The organism is Flavobacterium sp. SORGH_AS_0622, assembly GCF_030818825.1.
Classification (GTDB): domain Bacteria; phylum Bacteroidota; class Bacteroidia; order Flavobacteriales; family Flavobacteriaceae; genus Flavobacterium.
This window is the reverse complement of the sequence record NZ_JAUTAX010000001.1, coordinates 3160873-3178678: the sequence shown is the minus strand read 5'-3', so window position 1 is coordinate 3178678 and position 17806 is coordinate 3160873. Positions and strand designations below refer to the sequence as shown.

General features: G+C 39.0%; 13 protein-coding genes. 3 read left to right on the top strand and 10 right to left on the bottom strand.

Annotation, left to right across the window (positions count from 1 at the left end; translation table 11 throughout):
- Window positions 1-156: 156 nt before the first annotated feature.
- From QE431_RS13560 to QE431_RS13515, 10 genes are all read right to left on the bottom strand, one after another.
- Window positions 157-2913 (bottom strand): tetratricopeptide repeat protein, encoded by a 2757-nt coding sequence (locus QE431_RS13560; protein WP_307296757.1) that lies wholly within the window; start codon window positions 2911-2913, stop codon window positions 157-159.
- Between the two features lie 383 nt (window positions 2914-3296).
- Entirely contained in the window at window positions 3297-3722 is a 426-nt protein-coding gene (locus tag QE431_RS13555; RefSeq protein ID WP_307296755.1) for a hypothetical protein, read from the bottom strand.
- A gap of 10 nt (window positions 3723-3732) precedes the next feature.
- Window positions 3733-4359 (bottom strand): SOS response-associated peptidase, encoded by a 627-nt coding sequence (locus QE431_RS13550; protein WP_307296753.1) that lies wholly within the window; start codon window positions 4357-4359, stop codon window positions 3733-3735.
- Between the two features lie 291 nt (window positions 4360-4650).
- Window positions 4651-7704 (bottom strand): DNA polymerase III subunit alpha, encoded by a 3054-nt coding sequence (locus tag QE431_RS13545; RefSeq protein ID WP_307296750.1) that lies wholly within the window; start codon window positions 7702-7704, stop codon window positions 4651-4653.
- Between the two features lie 3 nt (window positions 7705-7707).
- Window positions 7708-8889 (bottom strand): DNA polymerase IV, encoded by a 1182-nt coding sequence (gene dinB / locus QE431_RS13540; RefSeq protein WP_307300552.1) that lies wholly within the window; start codon window positions 8887-8889, stop codon window positions 7708-7710.
- Between the two features lie 169 nt (window positions 8890-9058).
- Window positions 9059-9298: a hypothetical protein gene (locus tag QE431_RS13535; RefSeq protein ID WP_307296747.1), complete on the bottom strand. Its 240-nt coding sequence runs from the start codon at window positions 9296-9298 to the stop codon at window positions 9059-9061.
- Between the two features lie 58 nt (window positions 9299-9356).
- On the bottom strand, window positions 9357-9827 hold the full coding sequence (locus QE431_RS13530) for a RadC family protein (RefSeq protein ID WP_307296745.1): 471 nt from the start codon (window positions 9825-9827) through the stop codon (window positions 9357-9359).
- A gap of 270 nt (window positions 9828-10097) precedes the next feature.
- A complete protein-coding gene (locus tag QE431_RS13525; RefSeq protein ID WP_307296743.1) occupies window positions 10098-11414 on the bottom strand; it encodes a PcfJ domain-containing protein in 1317 nt (438 codons plus the stop codon).
- Complete coding sequence (locus QE431_RS13520) at window positions 11411-11788, bottom strand: Cas9 inhibitor AcrIIA9 family protein (RefSeq protein WP_307296740.1); 378 nt, start codon at window positions 11786-11788, stop codon at window positions 11411-11413. Before QE431_RS13520 ends, QE431_RS13525 begins: the two co-directional genes overlap by 4 nt.
- 38 nt (window positions 11789-11826) lie before the next feature.
- Window positions 11827-12216 (bottom strand): single-stranded DNA-binding protein, encoded by a 390-nt coding sequence (locus QE431_RS13515; protein ID WP_307296739.1) that lies wholly within the window; start codon window positions 12214-12216, stop codon window positions 11827-11829.
- 314 nt (window positions 12217-12530) lie between these two features.
- On the opposite strand from QE431_RS13515, the gene QE431_RS13510 reads away from it, so the two are divergent.
- From QE431_RS13510 to QE431_RS13500, 3 genes are all read left to right on the top strand, one after another.
- Window positions 12531-12965 carry a DUF1810 domain-containing protein gene (locus QE431_RS13510; protein ID WP_307296737.1) on the top strand — a complete coding sequence of 145 codons (435 nt, stop codon included), beginning with the start codon at window positions 12531-12533 and terminating at the stop codon, window positions 12963-12965.
- Window positions 12966-13536: 571 nt separating this feature from the next.
- Complete coding sequence (locus QE431_RS13505) at window positions 13537-15684, top strand: AAA family ATPase (RefSeq protein ID WP_307296735.1); 2148 nt, start codon at window positions 13537-13539, stop codon at window positions 15682-15684.
- The gene (locus tag QE431_RS13500; protein ID WP_307296733.1) at window positions 15665-17407 is read left to right on the top strand and encodes a UvrD-helicase domain-containing protein; all 1743 of its coding nucleotides are present in this window, start codon (window positions 15665-15667) and stop codon (window positions 17405-17407) included. Before QE431_RS13505 ends, QE431_RS13500 begins: the two co-directional genes overlap by 20 nt.
- Window positions 17408-17806 lie beyond the last annotated feature (399 nt).

The following is a 17806-nucleotide window of genomic DNA, read 5'->3' as shown; positions in this document are numbered from 1 at the left end:
TTGTTTGTCTATTTTTGCTTTGTATTACGATCTTGATTATCATATTTCAGATCTCTAAGAAATAATATTTCGAAAAGTCAAAGGCATAGTTTAAGATTTCGAAGCTCTTGGACTGTGCTTTTTTTATTTCGCTAATATTTGGGTCTATAAGCTCGTTTATTTCTTTCTTAAATATTCCACCTCCTTTTTTAAATCGTTAATTGTTTCAGTTAATTCTTTTCCAGCTTTTAGATATTCCAATGGGAACTCACTCTTTAATTCGCCCATTAATAAATAATAAACTGGCTTTAGTACTGTTTTTAGATCAAGACTGTTTGAGTCGTCAAATAACTCTAGTGCAGTCTGATATTCCTTTTTTGCAATTAAAAGAAGGAAAAAATCCACAAGTTGTGTAAAGATTGTATGCGAATATCGCATATCTTCATTTTCGTCATTATAAGTACTAATTACTTTTGGTACCTCATCTTTTATAATTTGTATTGAAGATTCTGTTTTATCATTCCACAATAACATTTTCGCATAAAGTAAATTGAAGCGTAGTGTTTGACCGAATCTTTCAATATGTTTTCTGACTAAATCTAAAGCATTTTTCTTTTTATTAAATCGCTTGTAGTCATAAATTCCTTCTATCCAGCATCCTAAAACCGAACTATCACCCAAATCAATCGATTTTTGAAACATTTCATCAGCTTTTTCAAAATCTCTTTTTTTATTATACAAGTGAGCAAGACGATGGGCAGATTCGCTACTGTTTTGTTTTACACCTTGAATATATGTTGCTTCAGCTTTTTCAATTTCTTTGGTTTTTGAATAAAGTTTTCCAAGCTGTTCGTATCCTTCAACTTCGCCTTTCTCAATGGCTTGTAGAAATTGTACTTCCGCTTGTTTGAAATTAGGTTTTTTTCCCATGAGATAGAAAAGTCCTAAAATTATGTGACTTTTTTCTTCGCTAGCATTCACTGCATTCTTAAGTGCGGCTAATGCTTCTTTATTTCTTTTTGTCTTCACCAATAATTTTGACAACTCTGTGTATGCTCCCTCAACTTTAGCTTTAATTGCTTCCTTGAAATAGTCTTCAGCCTTTTCAAAGTCTTCTAATTCTATGTAGATCTTTCCTAAAGATAATAAGGGTTGTTTAAAGTTTTTAGAAATTGCCTTGTTATGATATTCAATAGCAGTCTCAAAGTCTTTTCTTTTACTGTAAATATTGCCTAATAAATTGGCTGCATACGGATGTTCTTGAGGGAGGCTTAAACATTTTTTATAGTATTTAATTGCGCTGTCTTGATCATCTAAGTACATATCGTAGATAATCCCAACAATTAGATTGGCTAGTGGGTCTGAATTGTCTATATCAAGGGCTGTTTTAGCCGATTCTAATGCATTTTTTGTGTCACCGACATTGAGATAAGCGGATGTAGCTACAGTATAATAATCTATGTCTTTTTCATCAACTTCAAGAAGTTTTTCTACTGCTTTTGTAAAATGGCCTTCGTTTATTAATTTTTTTATTTCGGTTAGAGCTTGCTCGGAAGTTGTCCTTGTGCCTTTTAGAAGTCTATTTGGCAGGATTGAGTTTGTAGTGTTTATTAATTCTTCTTTCAAATAATCTGGAAGATTTTCGCAGGATAAAAATGTATTACCCATGTCAATAGCAGCAGTTGGATCGTACTTTCCGTCTTTTACATTGCGAATGTATTTTTTTAATCTATTTGTCAATTCGCTTTCATCACACCAGGCATCAAAAAATCGAACCAACCATACAACATTATCTTTATCATGTTTTCTGCCAAATCGCATTAAGTACCAAATATTCATAAACCTTTCTTTAATTCTGTAAAGATGATTTTTTGTAGATGTTGGGACTTTCTCGATTAGTTGATTTTTTTCTAGATAGGAAAGTATCGATGATATATTTTTACTTTCCAGTCTAGTTTTTTTTGCTATCTCTTTAACAGATATAGCATCCCACCTTCTAGCTATGACATCTATAACTTTTTGCTGCTGAGCTGATAATTGATCAAGTTCAGATTTGTATAATAATGTTAACGTATCTATAAGTAAATAAAGATCTTTAATTGCTTTGCCATTCTCATTGTCTAAGAAAATCTGGAATAAATATGAAATTGTTCTAGGAATCCCTCCGGTTAATCTTCTCAATGCTTCAACTCTACCTGGGTAATTATTTATTACATTTTTTATTTGTTCTTCTTCTCCGTATTGCTGGCCTATTTTAATTAACAGCTTTATGCATTCTTCTTGGCTAAGTCCATTAAGGGGAACAATTTGTAAAAAATCATAAAAGGAGTCGGTAAAATCAATAGATCCATCTGAAAAAGATGTTGATGATCCAATAATCTTGATTGAACCCGAAGAGGTAACGATAGACTTGAGTCTTTCTTTTTCTTCTTGGGAAAGTTTTTTTAGAAAATAATTAATGTTTTCGATAAATAGAATCACAGTTTTATTTACTGAAACAAGAAAATTATGAAGAAAAGTAAAAGATTTTTGTTCATAATCATCCTCCTCCTCAATAATTTGCTCCATTTTGTATGTAAGGTCTTCAGTGTAAAAGTTATCCTCTATAAATACAGCTATTGCTTCCCATAAATTTGTTAAGTCAGATAAGTTATATTGCTCTTCAGTAAATAATATTGGTAAATACTTTTCGGAAAGATTATCATCTTCTAAAAGGAAATAATTTAATCTATGCATTAATGTTGTCTTGCCTGCACCTCTTTGACCGATAATAATAATATTTCTAAAATTATTATTATCGACTGACTCCTGAAGATAATCTGTAATTTCATTAAGCTCAGCAGTTCGCACAACAAACCCTTCAATTATTGCAAGTTTGGATTTGTTCCCTGTATTGTTTCTTAAGAAGAGATCTTGATTTTCAGATTTTGACATAACGATTTTATTTTCGTCAAAGTTAGTGACGATTTTTTATATGACAAAATTTTTAGCGATTTTTTTATCGTTTAAATTTGCATTTTATCGATTTTAAGTTTAACTTAAGCAAAAAGTGCATTTATCCTTACTTTAATTTTTAGAATTCTGAAGCTTAAAAATAGGGCTTACGCTTTTTTTATATCGCTTTTTTTAAGTAAGTCTTTAAAAATATCTGCTTGGAGTCTGATTTTATGGCTGTGGAATTCTTAGATTTAAAATTTATACAAATGCCTTTATTGATTTCTATCGAATGTTGACCTTTGGGAAAGTAGCTCTGATTTTAGGCGAAGCAAATTACTTCCGCTTTATATCAAGTGAGTGCTTTTTATTCTGGCATTTATCTACCTGCCTAATAATGATTTTATAAACTTCCGAAGTATACACACCCATTGCTGAACAAGGTATTTCTGGCTGCATTCCGGGACAGGATCAATATAGGTAACCGAAATCTTTTCAATATATTCTTCGATTGCTGATCCTGTCAGTTTGTTGATTTCTTCTCTTTTCTGCTGCACCAATTCTTCAACACGCTCGTTTGTCAATGCTATTCCAGCTTCAGCGGAAGTACTTAGGATTAATTCTCGTATAAAATCTTTTTCTTCTGCAATACACTCTGTTATGTGATTTCCGTATTCCTGTTCAGGATCGAAAAAGTCATCAGGGTCATTATATTGTATGAATTGTGTTTTAGAATACAGCTTCTGCATAAATCTATTAAACAGATCTTCGGTGCTTATGCCGTTGAAATAATCGATATCCTGTTTCATAAAACTGTTTTTAATTTGACGGAAGTGCAATTAAGTTTCCTTCATAGGGATAGGCAAATTCCTGAATCTTTACAGACTGGTCCAGCCATGCCGTTTCATCCTGTTTTTTCAGCATTATAGGCATCCTGTGCTTGTGGTTGTGCACGAAGTCCATTAACTTATTTGCCTTAGTGGTCACCATGGTGTAGGTGTTTCTAATCTCATCCGTTATCGGATCTGTCCACGATGAATACAAGCCTGCAAAAGTAAAGATTTCATCATCCTGCGAGTTGATCTGGTACTTGTCCTTGCTTTTTCCCTTTTCGTCATTCCAGTGCCATTCATAGTAGGCCGAAGCGATAATCAGGCATCGGTTATGGGTTATGTTTTTGAAGGACGCTTTCTCGTCAATGGATTCAATGCGGGCATTGAGCGTGTTTTTCCTGAACTCAATGTCTTTTGCCCAGGAAGGCAGAAGCCCCCAAGTATAATCCGTTGTGATAAGATGCGGAGAGGAATTGAGTATTACAGGAATGTTAGGGTGTGAAAACCCATTTATAAAATCCGACTGCAGATAAGTCTCCTCATTGTCGAGTTCTGCGTTAAAGCGTCTTTTGAGATCTTCTATCGAGGCATTCTGCTGGGTATAATAACACATAATTTTCCGTTTTAAGGCTGTTTTAAAAATGTCTTATTCTGATACTAATATATCATTAAAGGGGCTTTTATTTTTTTCATTGCGCTTAAGTTTGACAAAACGATCTTATGGACACTTACCCAATAGACATTAAACGCATTGAAAGGCTTATAAAAGAAAATGAAAAACGAAAGCAAAAGCTTTGGAAAAGAAACAGCAGAAAACTGATGTGCTTCATGCTTATTTTTCTTTTCCTTTTCTTGCTTCTCTATCAAATTTAATTCATTCTTAGGACTTTACATAAATAAATATTCAAAATTTCATTCTGTGGCGCGGCAGATTAATTTCATGCTCCTGCGGATAAGGCTGGCGGTGTGTGCTGCTGACATCTTGTTTGATATTGTGCTGTGTGGTAAACCTTTTTTCAGAGTCCGAATATCGTGGATCAGGGATAAATGGCATTTTCGCCATCCTTGAAATAGTGATGGTCGGAAAATGATAGTCAATTTCGACGATTCCCAAAAGCAGGTAGCAGCCGCCTCCCTGAAATGGATTGTGGACCAGACTGTCGGGGAAATGCGCCGTATCAAAATACGCTCCCTCATGGTCGATCCATGTACCGAAATACATATTGCCCCTTTTGGTCGGCACCTGCTTGGTCGAGATCAGGTAGGCCAGCATGCGGACCTGTTTTTTATGGTATTTGAGAAGGTCACGCACCATCACATCTCCGCGGTGTTTTGTCTGCAGCAGATCAAAAACGGTGCAGGAAACTGGGAAATTCAAAAGCTCGATTTCATCAAAAGCATCTTCAAAAACCGAGCGCTCCAGAACCGGCAGCTTGAACTCTTTTGCGGGCTGCTCAATGAGCATAAGCCCGCGGTTTTCAGGCTTGAAATTATTCATCAAAAGGCTTACCTGCACCAGCAGCTGGTTTTTGGTTTTTCCCGTAAAGCGGAAAGCGCCTATAAAGATGAGAACCTTTACATTCTCAATGCCCATGGGCACCCTGTTTATTAAATCCTCCAGTGATTTATAAATACCGTTTCTTTCGCGTTCAAAAGAAATGAACTGCGAGAGCTTGGAATCCAGGCCCTGCAGGTGCATAAAACCCAGATAAATATCGGTGCCGTAAAGAGCAGTTTCATATACGCTTTTATTCACACACGGAGTATGGATAACTGCGCCGGCCATTCTGGCTTCGTGCACATAGATTTCAGTTCTGTAAAAACCTCCCTGATTATTGATTACGGCAACCATAAATTCAACAGGGTAGTGCACCTTCAAATAGAGGCTCTGGTAGCTTTCCACGGCGTAAGAGGCAGAGTGCGCCTTGCAGAAGGAGTAGCCCGCAAAGGATTCGATCTGTCGGTAGATTTCCTGGCTGAGTGCTTCGGGATGCCCTTTTGCAGCGGCTGAAATAAAGAAATCGTCCTTTACTTTCTCCAAAGCGGCTTTTGAGCGACCTTTCCCTGACATGGCACGTCTTAAGATATCTCCATCTGCAGCTGAAAGTCCGCCGTAATGCAGGGCAATTTTGATCACGTCTTCCTGATACACCATAATCCCGTAGGTTTCTCCGAGCTCCTTTTCAAAAACGGGATGAAAATATTCAAATTTTGACGGGTTGTTATGGCGGAAGATATATTCCTTCATCATTCCCGACTGCGCCACTCCAGGACGGATAATGGAAGAGGCGGCGACAAGTGTCTTGTAATTATCACATTTCAGGCGGCGCAATAGGCCCCGCATGGCAGGGCTTTCAATGTAAAAGCATCCGATTGTCCTGCCTTCTGCCAGAAATTTGTTGGCTGACTGCTCGTTTTTTGATAATGAGGTGTCCCGAATATTGATTCGAAGGCCTCTGTTTTTCTCAATTAGTTTTACCGTATCATCAATATGTCCGATTCCTCTCTGGCTGAGGATATCAAATTTTTCAAAACCGATATCCTCTGCCGTATGCATGTCAAATAGCACAATAGGGAAGCCCTTGGGAGGCATTTCCAGTGGGGTGTAATTGGTCAGCGGCTCTTCCGAGATCAGGATTCCGCAGGAATGCATGCTGCGCATATTGGGATATTTCTCGAGCATCATGCCGTATTCCTGCACCAGCTTGACAATAGAATTGGTCTGGTGGAGTTTCATGGGATTTTTTGCAAGCATATCCAGCTCATCTTTGGGAAGGCCGAAAACCTTGCCTACTTCTCGGAAAATCGAGCGGTATTTAAACTCCACATTAGTGCCGCAGAAAGCTACATTCTCATAACCGTAACGGTCGAAGATGTATTTTAAGATTACATCACGCTCTTTCCAGCTCCAGTCGATGTCAAAATCGGGCGGGCTTTTACGGTTCTCATTCAGGAACCGCTCAAAATACAGGTCAAGCTCCAAAGGACAGATGTCTGTTATTCCCAGACAGTAGGCAATAATGCTGTTGGCGCCCGAACCCCTTCCGATATGGAGAAAACCCCGGCTGCTGCTGTATCGTATGATATCCCAGGTAATGAGAAAATAGCCGCTGAATTCAAGATCATTGATGACTTTGAGCTCTTTCTCCACACGCGCTTTTGCCTCTGCATTATGTCTTCCATAGCGCCACACCAGACCTTCTTCGGCCAGTGTGGTCAAAAGGGCAATGTCACCGGCTTTATTTTTGGTGTAATGTTTTTTGTTTTTCGGGCTTTCGAAATCATATTTAAAATTACAGTGCTCGATGATGTATCGCGTATTCTGGATAATCTCGGGATAATCTTTATAAAGGGCGGTAAGTTCAGCTTCAGCAATCATCATATCGGATTTTCGGCAGCAGTCATTGGGCCCAAGTTTGGACAGTAGCTCATTGAGGTCAACGGCGCGCAGGATCCTATGCAGGTTGTATTCCCTTTTGGTTCGGAATACCACGGACTGCAGGATAACCATTTTGGAAATCTTCTTTTTAAGCTCAGGCATATAAAGCTTTCCGAGCTGGTCAGGCTCAATACCTATAAATTCATTTTCGCTGAGCTCTGCCGGCGCATTTTCCAACGTATATATAAAAAAAACCGATTCAAACGGCGGAGCCTTTTCCGGCAGGGGATTTCCGCTGAAATTGTGATCGGTCAGAAAGCGGTTCATCTGGGCAAGTCCTGCAGCATTTTTGGCCAGACCGATATAGCGAAATTTATGTCTGCAGCGGAATTCTATCCCGACAAGCGGTTTTATGCCTGAGGTCTCGCAGCCTTTTATAAAATCATAAATCCCTGTTACGGTATTGATATCGGTCAAGGCTGCCGCCGTGGCACCGCAATCCGCTGCCTGTCTTATCAGATCATCCAGCGGAATGGTGCCGTAGCGCAGGGAATGAAAAGAGTGGCAGTTGAGGTACATGATCTATTTTTTGCGTTTTAGAATTTCGTCTTTATTATTGGGTTTGAAAGATGCGCCGGCGCATCTCATCACGGCATCAAATCCGTAACGGGTCTTCATTCTGTCCATAGCCTGATAGAGTGCCAGCATTTCTTCGGTATCATTGAATAGGTCAATCTGGTAGGTTCCCCTGACCAGTCCGCTGAAGCGCACGCCTATAAGACGCAGGCGCATACGGCGCTGGTAGAGTTTGGTAAAGAGATCTGTTACCGTCTGAGTCAGAATATGATCCGCTGAGGTGTACGGGACTCTGCACTGTTTGGTTTCGGTATCAAAATTGGCGTATCTGATCTTCACGGTCACCGTTGAGGTGAGCCACTGCTCTGCACGGAGCTGATAGGCCAGTTTCTCCACCATTCCCTGCAGGATTCTGTTTAGTTTCAGCACATCAATAGTGTCCTGGGAAAAGGTGTCTTCGGTTGAAATTGATTTTCTTTCCGTGTAGGGCTCCACAGGCGTGTTGTCAATGCCATTGGCTTTTTTCCAGAGTTCGGTTCCGTTTTTGCCGATCATCTGCTGCAGGGATTCGGCAGGCATTTCAGAGAGTGTCTGGATGGTGCGGATGCCGATTCGGGAAAGAAGCTCAAAGGTTTTCTGGCCGACCATCGGAATTTTTCTAATGGAGAGCGGATTTAAAAAGGACTGGACAAGATGTTCAGGAATTTCAAGGTTCTGCTTCTGCTTGCCTTCCCCTGTACCGATTTTCGATACGGTTTTATTGACCGAAAGCGCAAAGGTGAGAGGAAGGCCTGTTTCTTTTGTAATGCGCTGCGCGAGCTCATCGGTCCATCTGTAGCTGCCGTGGAATCTATCCATGCCGGTGATGTCCAGATAAAATTCATCAATGCTGGCTTTTTCCACCACGGGCGCTTTTTCCTGAATGATTTCGGTAATGTCATGGGAGAGCCTCGAATAGAGCTCCATATCGCCTTTCATGATTTTTGCCTGAGGGCAGAGCTTCATGGCCATGTGGATCGGCATGGCCGAGCGCACGCCGAATTTTCTGGCTTCATAGGAGCACGAAGCCACAACGCCTCTCTCACCGCCTCCAATGATAAGCGGTATGCCGTTAAGTTCAGAATTTGTGAGTCTTTCGCAGGATACGAAAAACGTGTTCATGTCGATGTGTACAATAGCCCGGCTCATAATCTTAATCATTTTATACAGACCAAAATTAGTACAGTTGGTAACAAATTTTAAAAATAAAATGTTCCAAATAATAACAAAGTTTAAAAAGCCTTATTTTTCGGGGCATAAAAAAAGCACCGATTTCGGTGCTTTTTTCCTTTATTAAGAATTTACGGAAGGATCAGAATTATTCTGAAGCTGGTTCCTCATTGATTGGCTGGCCTGCTGTTTTTTTCATAAGCAGGTAAAAATCTCGTAAATGCCACCATGCCGGACAGCGGTCTATCGGGCCGCTAAAATTTCTGATGGTGGTATAACAGCTGTTCAGGAAAACCTGAGTGTCGGTAATCTTCGCCCATTCGGTCCACACTACTTCCTTCGGCGGCGGATTGTTCTCAAAATGGCGTTTTATTTCTTCATGATTCATAGGGCAAAATTACTTCAAAAAACAGAACAGCGCAAGGGCATGAAAGATGAAAACGCCCTTACAGGGCGCCTTCATCTGCAAAAGAGTAATAGGTCTCGGGTGTCACGATCAGGTGGTCGAGCAGCGGGATATCCAGCAGTTTTCCCGCTTCGCGGATTTTTCGGGTCATATTTCTGTCGGCCTCGGAAGGTGCAGTCTTTCCGGAGGGATGGTTGTGGGTGATAATGATCCCGACGGCGGCAGCTTTTAGGGCTGCCGCGAAAAGCAGGCGCATATCAACCACGGTTCCTGAGATGCCTCCTGAGGAAACCTCATAGATTCCCAGAACCCTATTGGACTGGCTGAGCAGCAGCACTTTGAACTGCTCAAAGAATTCTATTTTTCCGGGATCCCAGCTGTCGAGCAGTATGCGGTAAGCATCTCTGGAAGAAGTGATACACGGTCTTTCAGTGCTTTTTACTTTGGTTTTATAGATCAATTCGATTTCTGATACTTTCTGCCAGTCTGTGTTTTGATATTGATTTTTCATAATTGCTGCAGTTTTAAGATTAATTACAGCACCGCCGTGCGGGCAGGGACGAGCGAACGCAGAAAGCAACGCAATAAAGCAGGAGCGCAGCCCTGCATTTATGGGGGAATTTTTTGCGGAGAACCGAAGGACGTGCCCGAACTTTGTGATGAAATTGACTTAACATTCCACAGTAGCCCCTAAGCCGGGACTGCTCCGTGCACCTTAAAGTGTCTGCGCGCGCAAAAAAATACCGCAGTGTAAAATCTGCGGTATCAATAGTAAAATGGGTTAAGCGGGAGCAGTCTGTTTTTTTCGTTTCTTCAGCCGTCCGGCAATCTCAGGCAGGTTTTTATTTATAATCCTAAGAATCCTGCTGTGATATTTAGTGGCTTTATTGCGAAGCCCCCTGCACTGGATAATTTCCATTTTGGAAAGGGAGAGTTCAATGGTTTCCACGGGTCTGTTTTCAATCTGAGCAGAAAGAATCAGGGAATCTTTCTTTTTATAATATTCATTGGTAAATACGCAGTGGTGGAGCGTGTCGCCCTCATAGAGAAAATCCTGCACACGGTCAAGGACTTTTACGGTAAGGTCATTATCGGTAAAAGAAAGTCCGAAGAACTGTTTTTTATCATTTTCATAAATCGGCTCTGCTTTCTGTATTTCAGCACGCATCTGCGCAAGATGCTTTCTGCGCTGTATGTCCCTTTTTTTGGCAACAAGCCTGTCATGCGCCTGGTCTAAATTTTCAGGGCAGACAAGCGCAGGTGAGCTGAGGTCTTTTTTGAACCATCGGAGCAGGGCAATATAATCCTCCCAAATTTTTATGTCCTGAATCTGATAACGCTGTTTAAGGCAGGTTTTTACTGCCTGCCAGTTTTCACGCAGATGCTGTTCATGCGAAGTCAGGTAATGCTTGAGCAGAGAGGTCTGCGAGCTTTTCAAAAGGGTTTCTGCAATATAGTCCTTTAACAGGGCAGTAAAGAGTATCTGCGGTGCAATGCCGTGCACGGAAGTTTTAAAGCCGTTTCTTTTCAAAAACGTAATGACTTTCATGTGCGGATAAACCTTGTAGGGATTGATGCGGTATTTTGGGGAGTTCTGAAAATCCTTTGGACGGATTTCTAAAGGGGAATAGTACTGCCATGCATCATAGGCATTGGAAAAAACATTGGTGCTTCTTGAGATGGTGCGTACTTCCCCTTTTGGATTTATCCAATGCTGCATTACTTCGGTATGGCAATAGGCGGGAAGAACATTCTTTTTCATGTTCTTGTGCGAGCAGATGATTCGCACCACCTGATACCCAGAGCAGGTATCGGTGAGAGCGAAGTATTCGATTTCTTTGAAATGCACCTGATTGTGCTGATGCATTTTAAGTTTTCCCTGACAGGAGGCACATTTGATAAACTTCTGGCAGGACTGGCTTTGACTGTCGGGCTTCCACGAATGGGTGCATTCCAGACAATGGAATTTTCCCCTTGAGAGCACCGCCCATTTCAGGAAAATGTTTTTTTCCGCCCACTGATGCATCTGCGCTGTGATTGGGGTTAGGGTTTTGCTTAAAGCGCTTATTTCTTTTTCTGTAACTGTTTTGGGTATCATAAGTCAAAGAGTGTTAAGGGTTTTACAGGCTTTACAGGCTGTACCGTTTCTGTTTTTTGAAATGTGCTTTGCGATACTCCGGGAGCAGTTGAGAACAAATCAGGTTTTGCAGGAGCACTTAGCGCCACTCTGCACGCAACAGGGGCAGGCGTTCCAATGCTGTCGTCTGCGTAATACCTGATAGCCATGTCAAAGATTTCCTGATTGTCAAAGGCGCATTCGCCTGTTTTTCTGACCTCGCCGAAAATGTAATGGAAACAGCTTTCGAGGTTTTTGCTCTCTTTGTTGAGGTCAGCGGAAAACTCGGCGTCGTTCTGCGCTTTTTCGCTCAGGTAACTTTCTATGGCGGTTTTAAATTTTTCTGATGCTTTCATGGTGTATAAATTTTAATATGAAAAGGCGTTTGTTTGAATCAGAACGGCAGGTCGTCGGGTTCATTTTTAACCTTTTTTTTCTTTGAAACTGCGGGAGCATTGGAATCGCTTTCCGCTTTCGGGAAAACCAGTATCTTGATATTACTGGTGTGAAAGGTCAGCGAGCCGAGCGCTTTTCCCTCGGCATTATTGTAGACATTCAGACCTATGCGCCCGAAGAGTTCGACCATAGTTCCTTTTTTAAGCCACTGCGCCATTTTGGAACCCATCCAATAGGAGCAGTCGATGTAGGTCACAATCTTTTTAAGTTCTGCAGACCCTTTTGGTCTGTAGCTGTCGTTTATGGCAATGGAGAAATTTATCACCTCCCTGTCGTTTGAAACTTTTGCCGTTACGGCATCTTTTGTAATTCGTCCTGAGATTTCCATGATGCAAGATTTTAAGTGAATGTTTATCTGTTTTTTCCCAAGCCCCGCATGAAATTTTCCAAAAGAAAAACGGGAAAAAAGAAAGCACAAAATCAAGCGCCCGATAAAGGCTTCGGAGTGCTATAAGTCCCGAAGGGCGGCAGGGCCGTTATGCGCATGCAGGAGACTGCGGGTGCTATTTTCGCGGCTCTTTTAATCCGTTTTCATTGGAAATTTCCCAGTTCATTTTACGGCAGGCAGAAGCAATTTCAGACGCCTGTTCTGGGAACGGCATTGAAATATTTTGTAAATTCAAACGGCAAAAAAACACCGCAATGGAAAAGCAATATGATCTGGACCGTTTTTTAGAGGCGCAGCGGGAAACGTACGGCAATGCACTGCGCGAAATCGGAGAAGGAAGAAAACAGACCCACTGGATGTGGTTTATTTTTCCCCAGCTGAGAGGACTGGGATATACGGATTACAATATCTTTTACGGCATTGAAAACCTAAAGGAAGCCTCACTGTATCTTGACCATCCGATACTTGGAAAACGTCTGATGGAGATTACCCGTGCAATGCTTAAAATCGAAAATAAAACGGCACTGGAAATCTTCGGCAGACCGGATGAGAGAAAACTCAAATCCTGCATGACCCTCTTCAGCCTGCTGCCAGATACGCCCGACTGTTTCAGGAAGGTGCTTGAGAAATATTACCATGGAGAGCAGGACGAAAAGACGCTGCAGATTTTAAAGAAATCTACCACCTAAGAAAATTATTTTGCACAAGTAAATATAGTTTTAAAGCAGCGTACAGAAATCCAATGTATAAGTTTCGAACGTAAACCCGGAAAGCCTTGATTTTGCTGAGGTAAATTGGAAGTGCCACGATTTTACCACAAAACTTAAAACATCTATTTTCAAAATAGATTTTAGATGATTTATGGTAAATTTGCTACTTGTGAACAGGTTTCGATCTAAATTATTTGAACCCCTAATGTATACTAGGATTTATATTTATTTTTTAGCAGGTGCAAAAAAAAGTGGATCTCCGAATTTTTGGGATTGCAAGTCCAATTGTCAGAGATTGATTCTATTTGCTACAGAGAAATTTGCTTGCTAAAATCAGGTATTTATACTTGTTTATGTTTTATTAATATAGTCGATGTTTACCGCTATAATGTAGATTTAGAATTATAATGAGCAAATTTTCGAATATTCGGAGTTTCATAATACTCAGTGTTTTGAAAGCTTTTGATGTTTCAATACTTTTCATTAAAATTTATTTTTCTAAAAATGAAGGGTCTATATAGATCTGCATTATCTTTTAAAGTATTTAAAAATGTATATATCAAAGCTGTCAATAAGAAATTTTAGAAACTTTCGCAATGTATCTCTGCGATTTAATAAAGGAGTGAATACTGTAATCGGTGAAAACGGTTGCGGAAAAACAAACTTATTTCATGCAATTCGAATTCTTATTGACGAAAGCATGCCACGAACAATTAAACTGCATGAAACCGATTTTAATCGTTCAATAGGCGGATGGAAAGGAAACTGGATAATCATTCAAATCGAATTTGAAGACCTTGATTCTAGTGAAGAAGCGCAGTCAATAGCAATGCATAAAATGGGAGTTGTAAATGATTTTGACCATTCAAAAGGCACGTACTCTATGTACTTTAGGCCAAGAATCGATATTAGACGAAAGCTTTTTGAATTGTCTGAAGATGAATTTAAATCAAAGGAATTACTTGAGGAAATATTGGTGGACGTTTCACTCAATGACTACGAGGCTGTTTTTACAGGACGCGGAAATATTGATTTTTCAGATGATTTAAATTATTCTCAATATGTTGCAGATTTTGATTCTCTTGTTTTTCCTAATCCGGATGACGAACGTGCAGATATTTATGGAGTAAAAATGTATGGCATTTCAATTCCCAATGAATTTGCCTGCACGTTTGCAAAGGCGCTAAGGGATGTCGAATCTGATTTACGCTCTTACAGAGACAATCCTTTGCTTAATCTTCTTAGAGATAAGGAGAAAAACATATCAATTGATAAAAAGACCCACATAGAGTCACAAATTACGACCTTAAATAAGAATATTTCGGATCTTGACGAAGTAAAGCTGGTATCGTCAGGGATTTCGCAAAGCATAAAAGAAACAGTTGGAGAAACATATGCTCCAAATGTACGGATTAAGTCAGAGCTTCCCGATGAAATGGAAAAGCTGTTGCAATCATTGAAATTATGGGTTGGGGATTCAGATGAAGAAGATTATGAGGGAAGATTGTGGGAATTAAGTCTTGGTGGCGCAAATCTTATATATCTTTCTCTAAAGTTATTGGAATTTGAAAAAATTAAAAAAGAAAATAAAATAGCTAATTTTATTTTAATAGAAGAACCTGAAGCACACCTGCATACTCACATTCAAAAAACTTTGTTTCAAAAATTAAAGAATGAAAGAACGCAGATTTTTATTTCGACTCACTCGACCAATATTTCATCTGTAAGTGCAATAGGTTCTATGAATATACTAGGAAAAGGGAATAGAAAAACTGAAGTGTATAATCCAGCAAAAAATCTGAGCCCAAAAAAAATTGTAAAATTAGAAAGGTATTTAGATGCCAACAGAACGAATCTGCTTTTTGCAAAAGGTATCATAATGGTCGAAGGGGATGCAGAACATATCTTAATACCAACATTAATTAAAAAAGTTTTTGGTGTTTCTTTAGACGAATTAGGTATCTCGTTGATCAATATAGGCAGTACAGGTTTTGAAAATCTCGCGCAATTATTTAGTGAAGACAGAATACGAAGAAACTGCAGCATATTAACTGATAACGACATGTCAATTGTTCCTTTACCTGATCCGGCTGAGAGGGATGATACAACTTATGAGAAGAATTGCAGACAATCTGAGGTGGCAGGTATAGCGCGAAAGGTAAAACTGGACTCATATTGCCTAGATAATATTTATGTGGCGCCATTTTATGCAAAATATACTTTTGAGGTCGATTTTCTACGGTCCAATAATTCATATGAAGTAATTGCTGCACTTAAAAAAGAATATAAAAAAAAGACAGAAATAGATAAAATAGAAAAGCTTCTAAAAGACAAGAGCGTTGCCGTATCTGGAAAGGAAATTTTACGTTTGGCTGAAAAATTTAAAAAAGGATGGTTTGCAATTATGATATCTGATGAAGTAACGTGTATAACTGTAATTCCGGAATATATCATAAATGCTGTGGTTTTTTCGTGCCAGAGCTTTAATGACGCAACTTTAATATCGATTGCACAATATAGGCTTAAATCCCTATCAATTAGATGCTTTGATGGTGATGATAAAGATTATAAAAAAATATTCGAAATACTAAATGCCTTTGCCTCACATGCTGAAGCGCTTGAGTATTATAAAGAAACTTTGCCGAATGATGTATTAACCGCGTTAATTACGAAAATCAATGCTAAAGGGATTAAATAAACAACAAATAGATGCGGTTACTGAGCCTTCCAGTGTTTTTTTGACCGCATGTCCGGGGTCCGGAAAAACTAGGGCACTTACGTTTAAAATTGCTTATGAGTTAAATCAACTGATTACTTTAAAAAAGGTAATTGTAGCTGTGACATTCACAAATAGAGCAGCGGATGAAATTAAAAAAAGGATTCGAGATTTAAATGCTGAAGATTCAAATTTATGGGCAGGTACTATCCATGCGTTCTGCCTTGAATGGATTTTAAGGCCATACATGTGCTATTTGGAAGAACTGAAAAACGGCTTTTCGATATCAGATGAGTATAACTCCGAGAATATAATAGATAGTTTAAAAAAACAATATAATCTTAAGTATTGGGATGATGTCTCAACTAGATACTCGGTTTCAGGCGAGAAGGAAGAGAAAATTAATAAAGCACTGATTGATGAATACCATGAACTGCTGAGTAAAGACAGATTAATAGATTTTGACCAGATATTGCATTATTCAAATAAGCTCCTCTCTTTATATCCTAAAATATCAGAAACGCTTAAAAATATGTTTCAAATGATTTGCGTTGATGAATATCAGGATACCCAAGAATTGCAGTATGCAATTTTAGCAAATATCATGAATGCTAAAACAGGCAGTTGTAAAATGTTTGTCGTTGGCGACGAAGATCAGGCCATATATGGTTCTTTGGGTGGCATTGCAAAAACACATTCTGAAATGCAAAAACAATTTAATACAGTTTTTAAAAAAATGGAGCTATCTGGAAATTATAGAAGTAATCAGTCGATAATAAATTACTGTAGAAATTTTCAGACTTCAGATATTGACATAAACGCAGTTGGAAACAATGCAGAGGATCCAGCTGTCATTACATATAATAATACCGTGCATAAGGATTTCCTTGTTGCGCACATAGTTGAAATAATTAAAAAAAAAATGAGTGAAGGTGTGCCTGAGCGTGAAATCTGCGTTCTTGCCCCAACTTGGTATCTCGTAATTCCCATGGGCAGAAAACTTAAATCACTATTGCCTGAGGTTAATTTTGATGCTGTCGGATTATCTCCTTTGCTGAAAAATAAAGAAAATTTATGGTTCAAGATTGCAAGACTATTTCTTGTTCCCCCTTCTCCAAAATCTTATATTTTGCGTAAGAGATGGGCAAAAGAAATCATAAATGAATTACAATGTTATGATGTCTTTATTTTTGAAGAAGCGCTATATAAGGAAAAAGAATTCTTAAAGGTTATTAATTCTATTAATTCCAATAATGATGATGGATTAGATTATCTGAGAGAATGTTTCTATTATTTATTTGATGTATTGGAAATTGATATCCATTCCAATGAACATCTGAAAATTCATTGGGATGCATTTTTCGAGGGAGCGATTAAAAGACTAGAAAATCCCGACTTTGAATTGTCTAAGGATATTGAAAGTTTTAAAAAAATGTTTAAACATGAGGAAGGTATTGTAATTAATACCTGCCACGGTATTAAAGGAGAAGAATTCGACACAGTAATCTCTTTTGGATTATTACATGGAAAATTACCAAATTGGAATGAAAAAACAGAGAGGGCGGCGGAAAAACTGCTTTATGTAATTTGTTCAAGAGCAAAAAGGGAACTTCATCTTATTTCTGAAAGGGGGCGAACGACAGGGTCAGGAAATGCTTATCTTCCTACAAAGGAATTGATTTCAATAGATTACACGTATGACTAGATCATAAGGACAACCAAGATAGTGGCAGCGGTCTGCTGCATGCGCATAACCAACTCAATTTCATTTCGTCCGCCCTTCGGGACTGGTTTAATATGGGCTATTTAATGGCGGGTTATAATGAGTTCGAAATCCTACACCAAATACTGATAAATTTGCTTCAAAAGGCCTTGTACTGATGTCTGCCTATTCTCAGCCGACCATCTCTCCAAGTCGCTGTACAATAGTGACCGGCCAGCTTCCTATTCATCATTCACTGAGAAATCCAATATATACACCTTTAATTTGTAGTAACAGTTTATTGTATGTAATTGTAAAAAAAACAGGTAATTTTACTGGGATACTTAAATCATAAAAAATTAAATTAGTAGAATAAAAAATATAATTACGTTAAACCGTAAA

What these genes read in the sequence shown, in the direction of transcription:
- QE431_RS13560 (WP_307296757.1), bottom strand. Translation starts at nt 2,913, where the DNA reads ATGTCAAAATCTGAAAATCAAGATCTCTTCTTAAGAAACAATACAGGG.
- QE431_RS13555 (WP_307296755.1), bottom strand. Translation starts at nt 3,722, where the DNA reads ATGAAACAGGATATCGATTATTTCAACGGCATAAGCACCGAAGATCTG.
- QE431_RS13550 (WP_307296753.1), bottom strand. Translation starts at nt 4,359, where the DNA reads ATGTGTTATTATACCCAGCAGAATGCCTCGATAGAAGATCTCAAAAGA.
- QE431_RS13545 (WP_307296750.1), bottom strand. Translation starts at nt 7,704, where the DNA reads ATGTACCTCAACTGCCACTCTTTTCATTCCCTGCGCTACGGCACCATT.
- dinB (WP_307300552.1), bottom strand. Translation starts at nt 8,889, where the DNA reads ATGAGCCGGGCTATTGTACACATCGACATGAACACGTTTTTCGTATCC.
- QE431_RS13535 (WP_307296747.1), bottom strand. Translation starts at nt 9,298, where the DNA reads ATGAATCATGAAGAAATAAAACGCCATTTTGAGAACAATCCGCCGCCG.
- QE431_RS13530 (WP_307296745.1), bottom strand. Translation starts at nt 9,827, where the DNA reads ATGAAAAATCAATATCAAAACACAGACTGGCAGAAAGTATCAGAAATC.
- QE431_RS13525 (WP_307296743.1), bottom strand. Translation starts at nt 11,414, where the DNA reads ATGATACCCAAAACAGTTACAGAAAAAGAAATAAGCGCTTTAAGCAAA.
- QE431_RS13520 (WP_307296740.1), bottom strand. Translation starts at nt 11,788, where the DNA reads ATGAAAGCATCAGAAAAATTTAAAACCGCCATAGAAAGTTACCTGAGC.
- QE431_RS13515 (WP_307296739.1), bottom strand. Translation starts at nt 12,216, where the DNA reads ATGGAAATCTCAGGACGAATTACAAAAGATGCCGTAACGGCAAAAGTT.
- QE431_RS13510 (WP_307296737.1), top strand. Translation starts at nt 12,531, where the DNA reads ATGGAAAAGCAATATGATCTGGACCGTTTTTTAGAGGCGCAGCGGGAA.
- QE431_RS13505 (WP_307296735.1), top strand. Translation starts at nt 13,537, where the DNA reads ATGTATATATCAAAGCTGTCAATAAGAAATTTTAGAAACTTTCGCAAT.
- QE431_RS13500 (WP_307296733.1), top strand. Translation starts at nt 15,665, where the DNA reads ATGCTAAAGGGATTAAATAAACAACAAATAGATGCGGTTACTGAGCCT.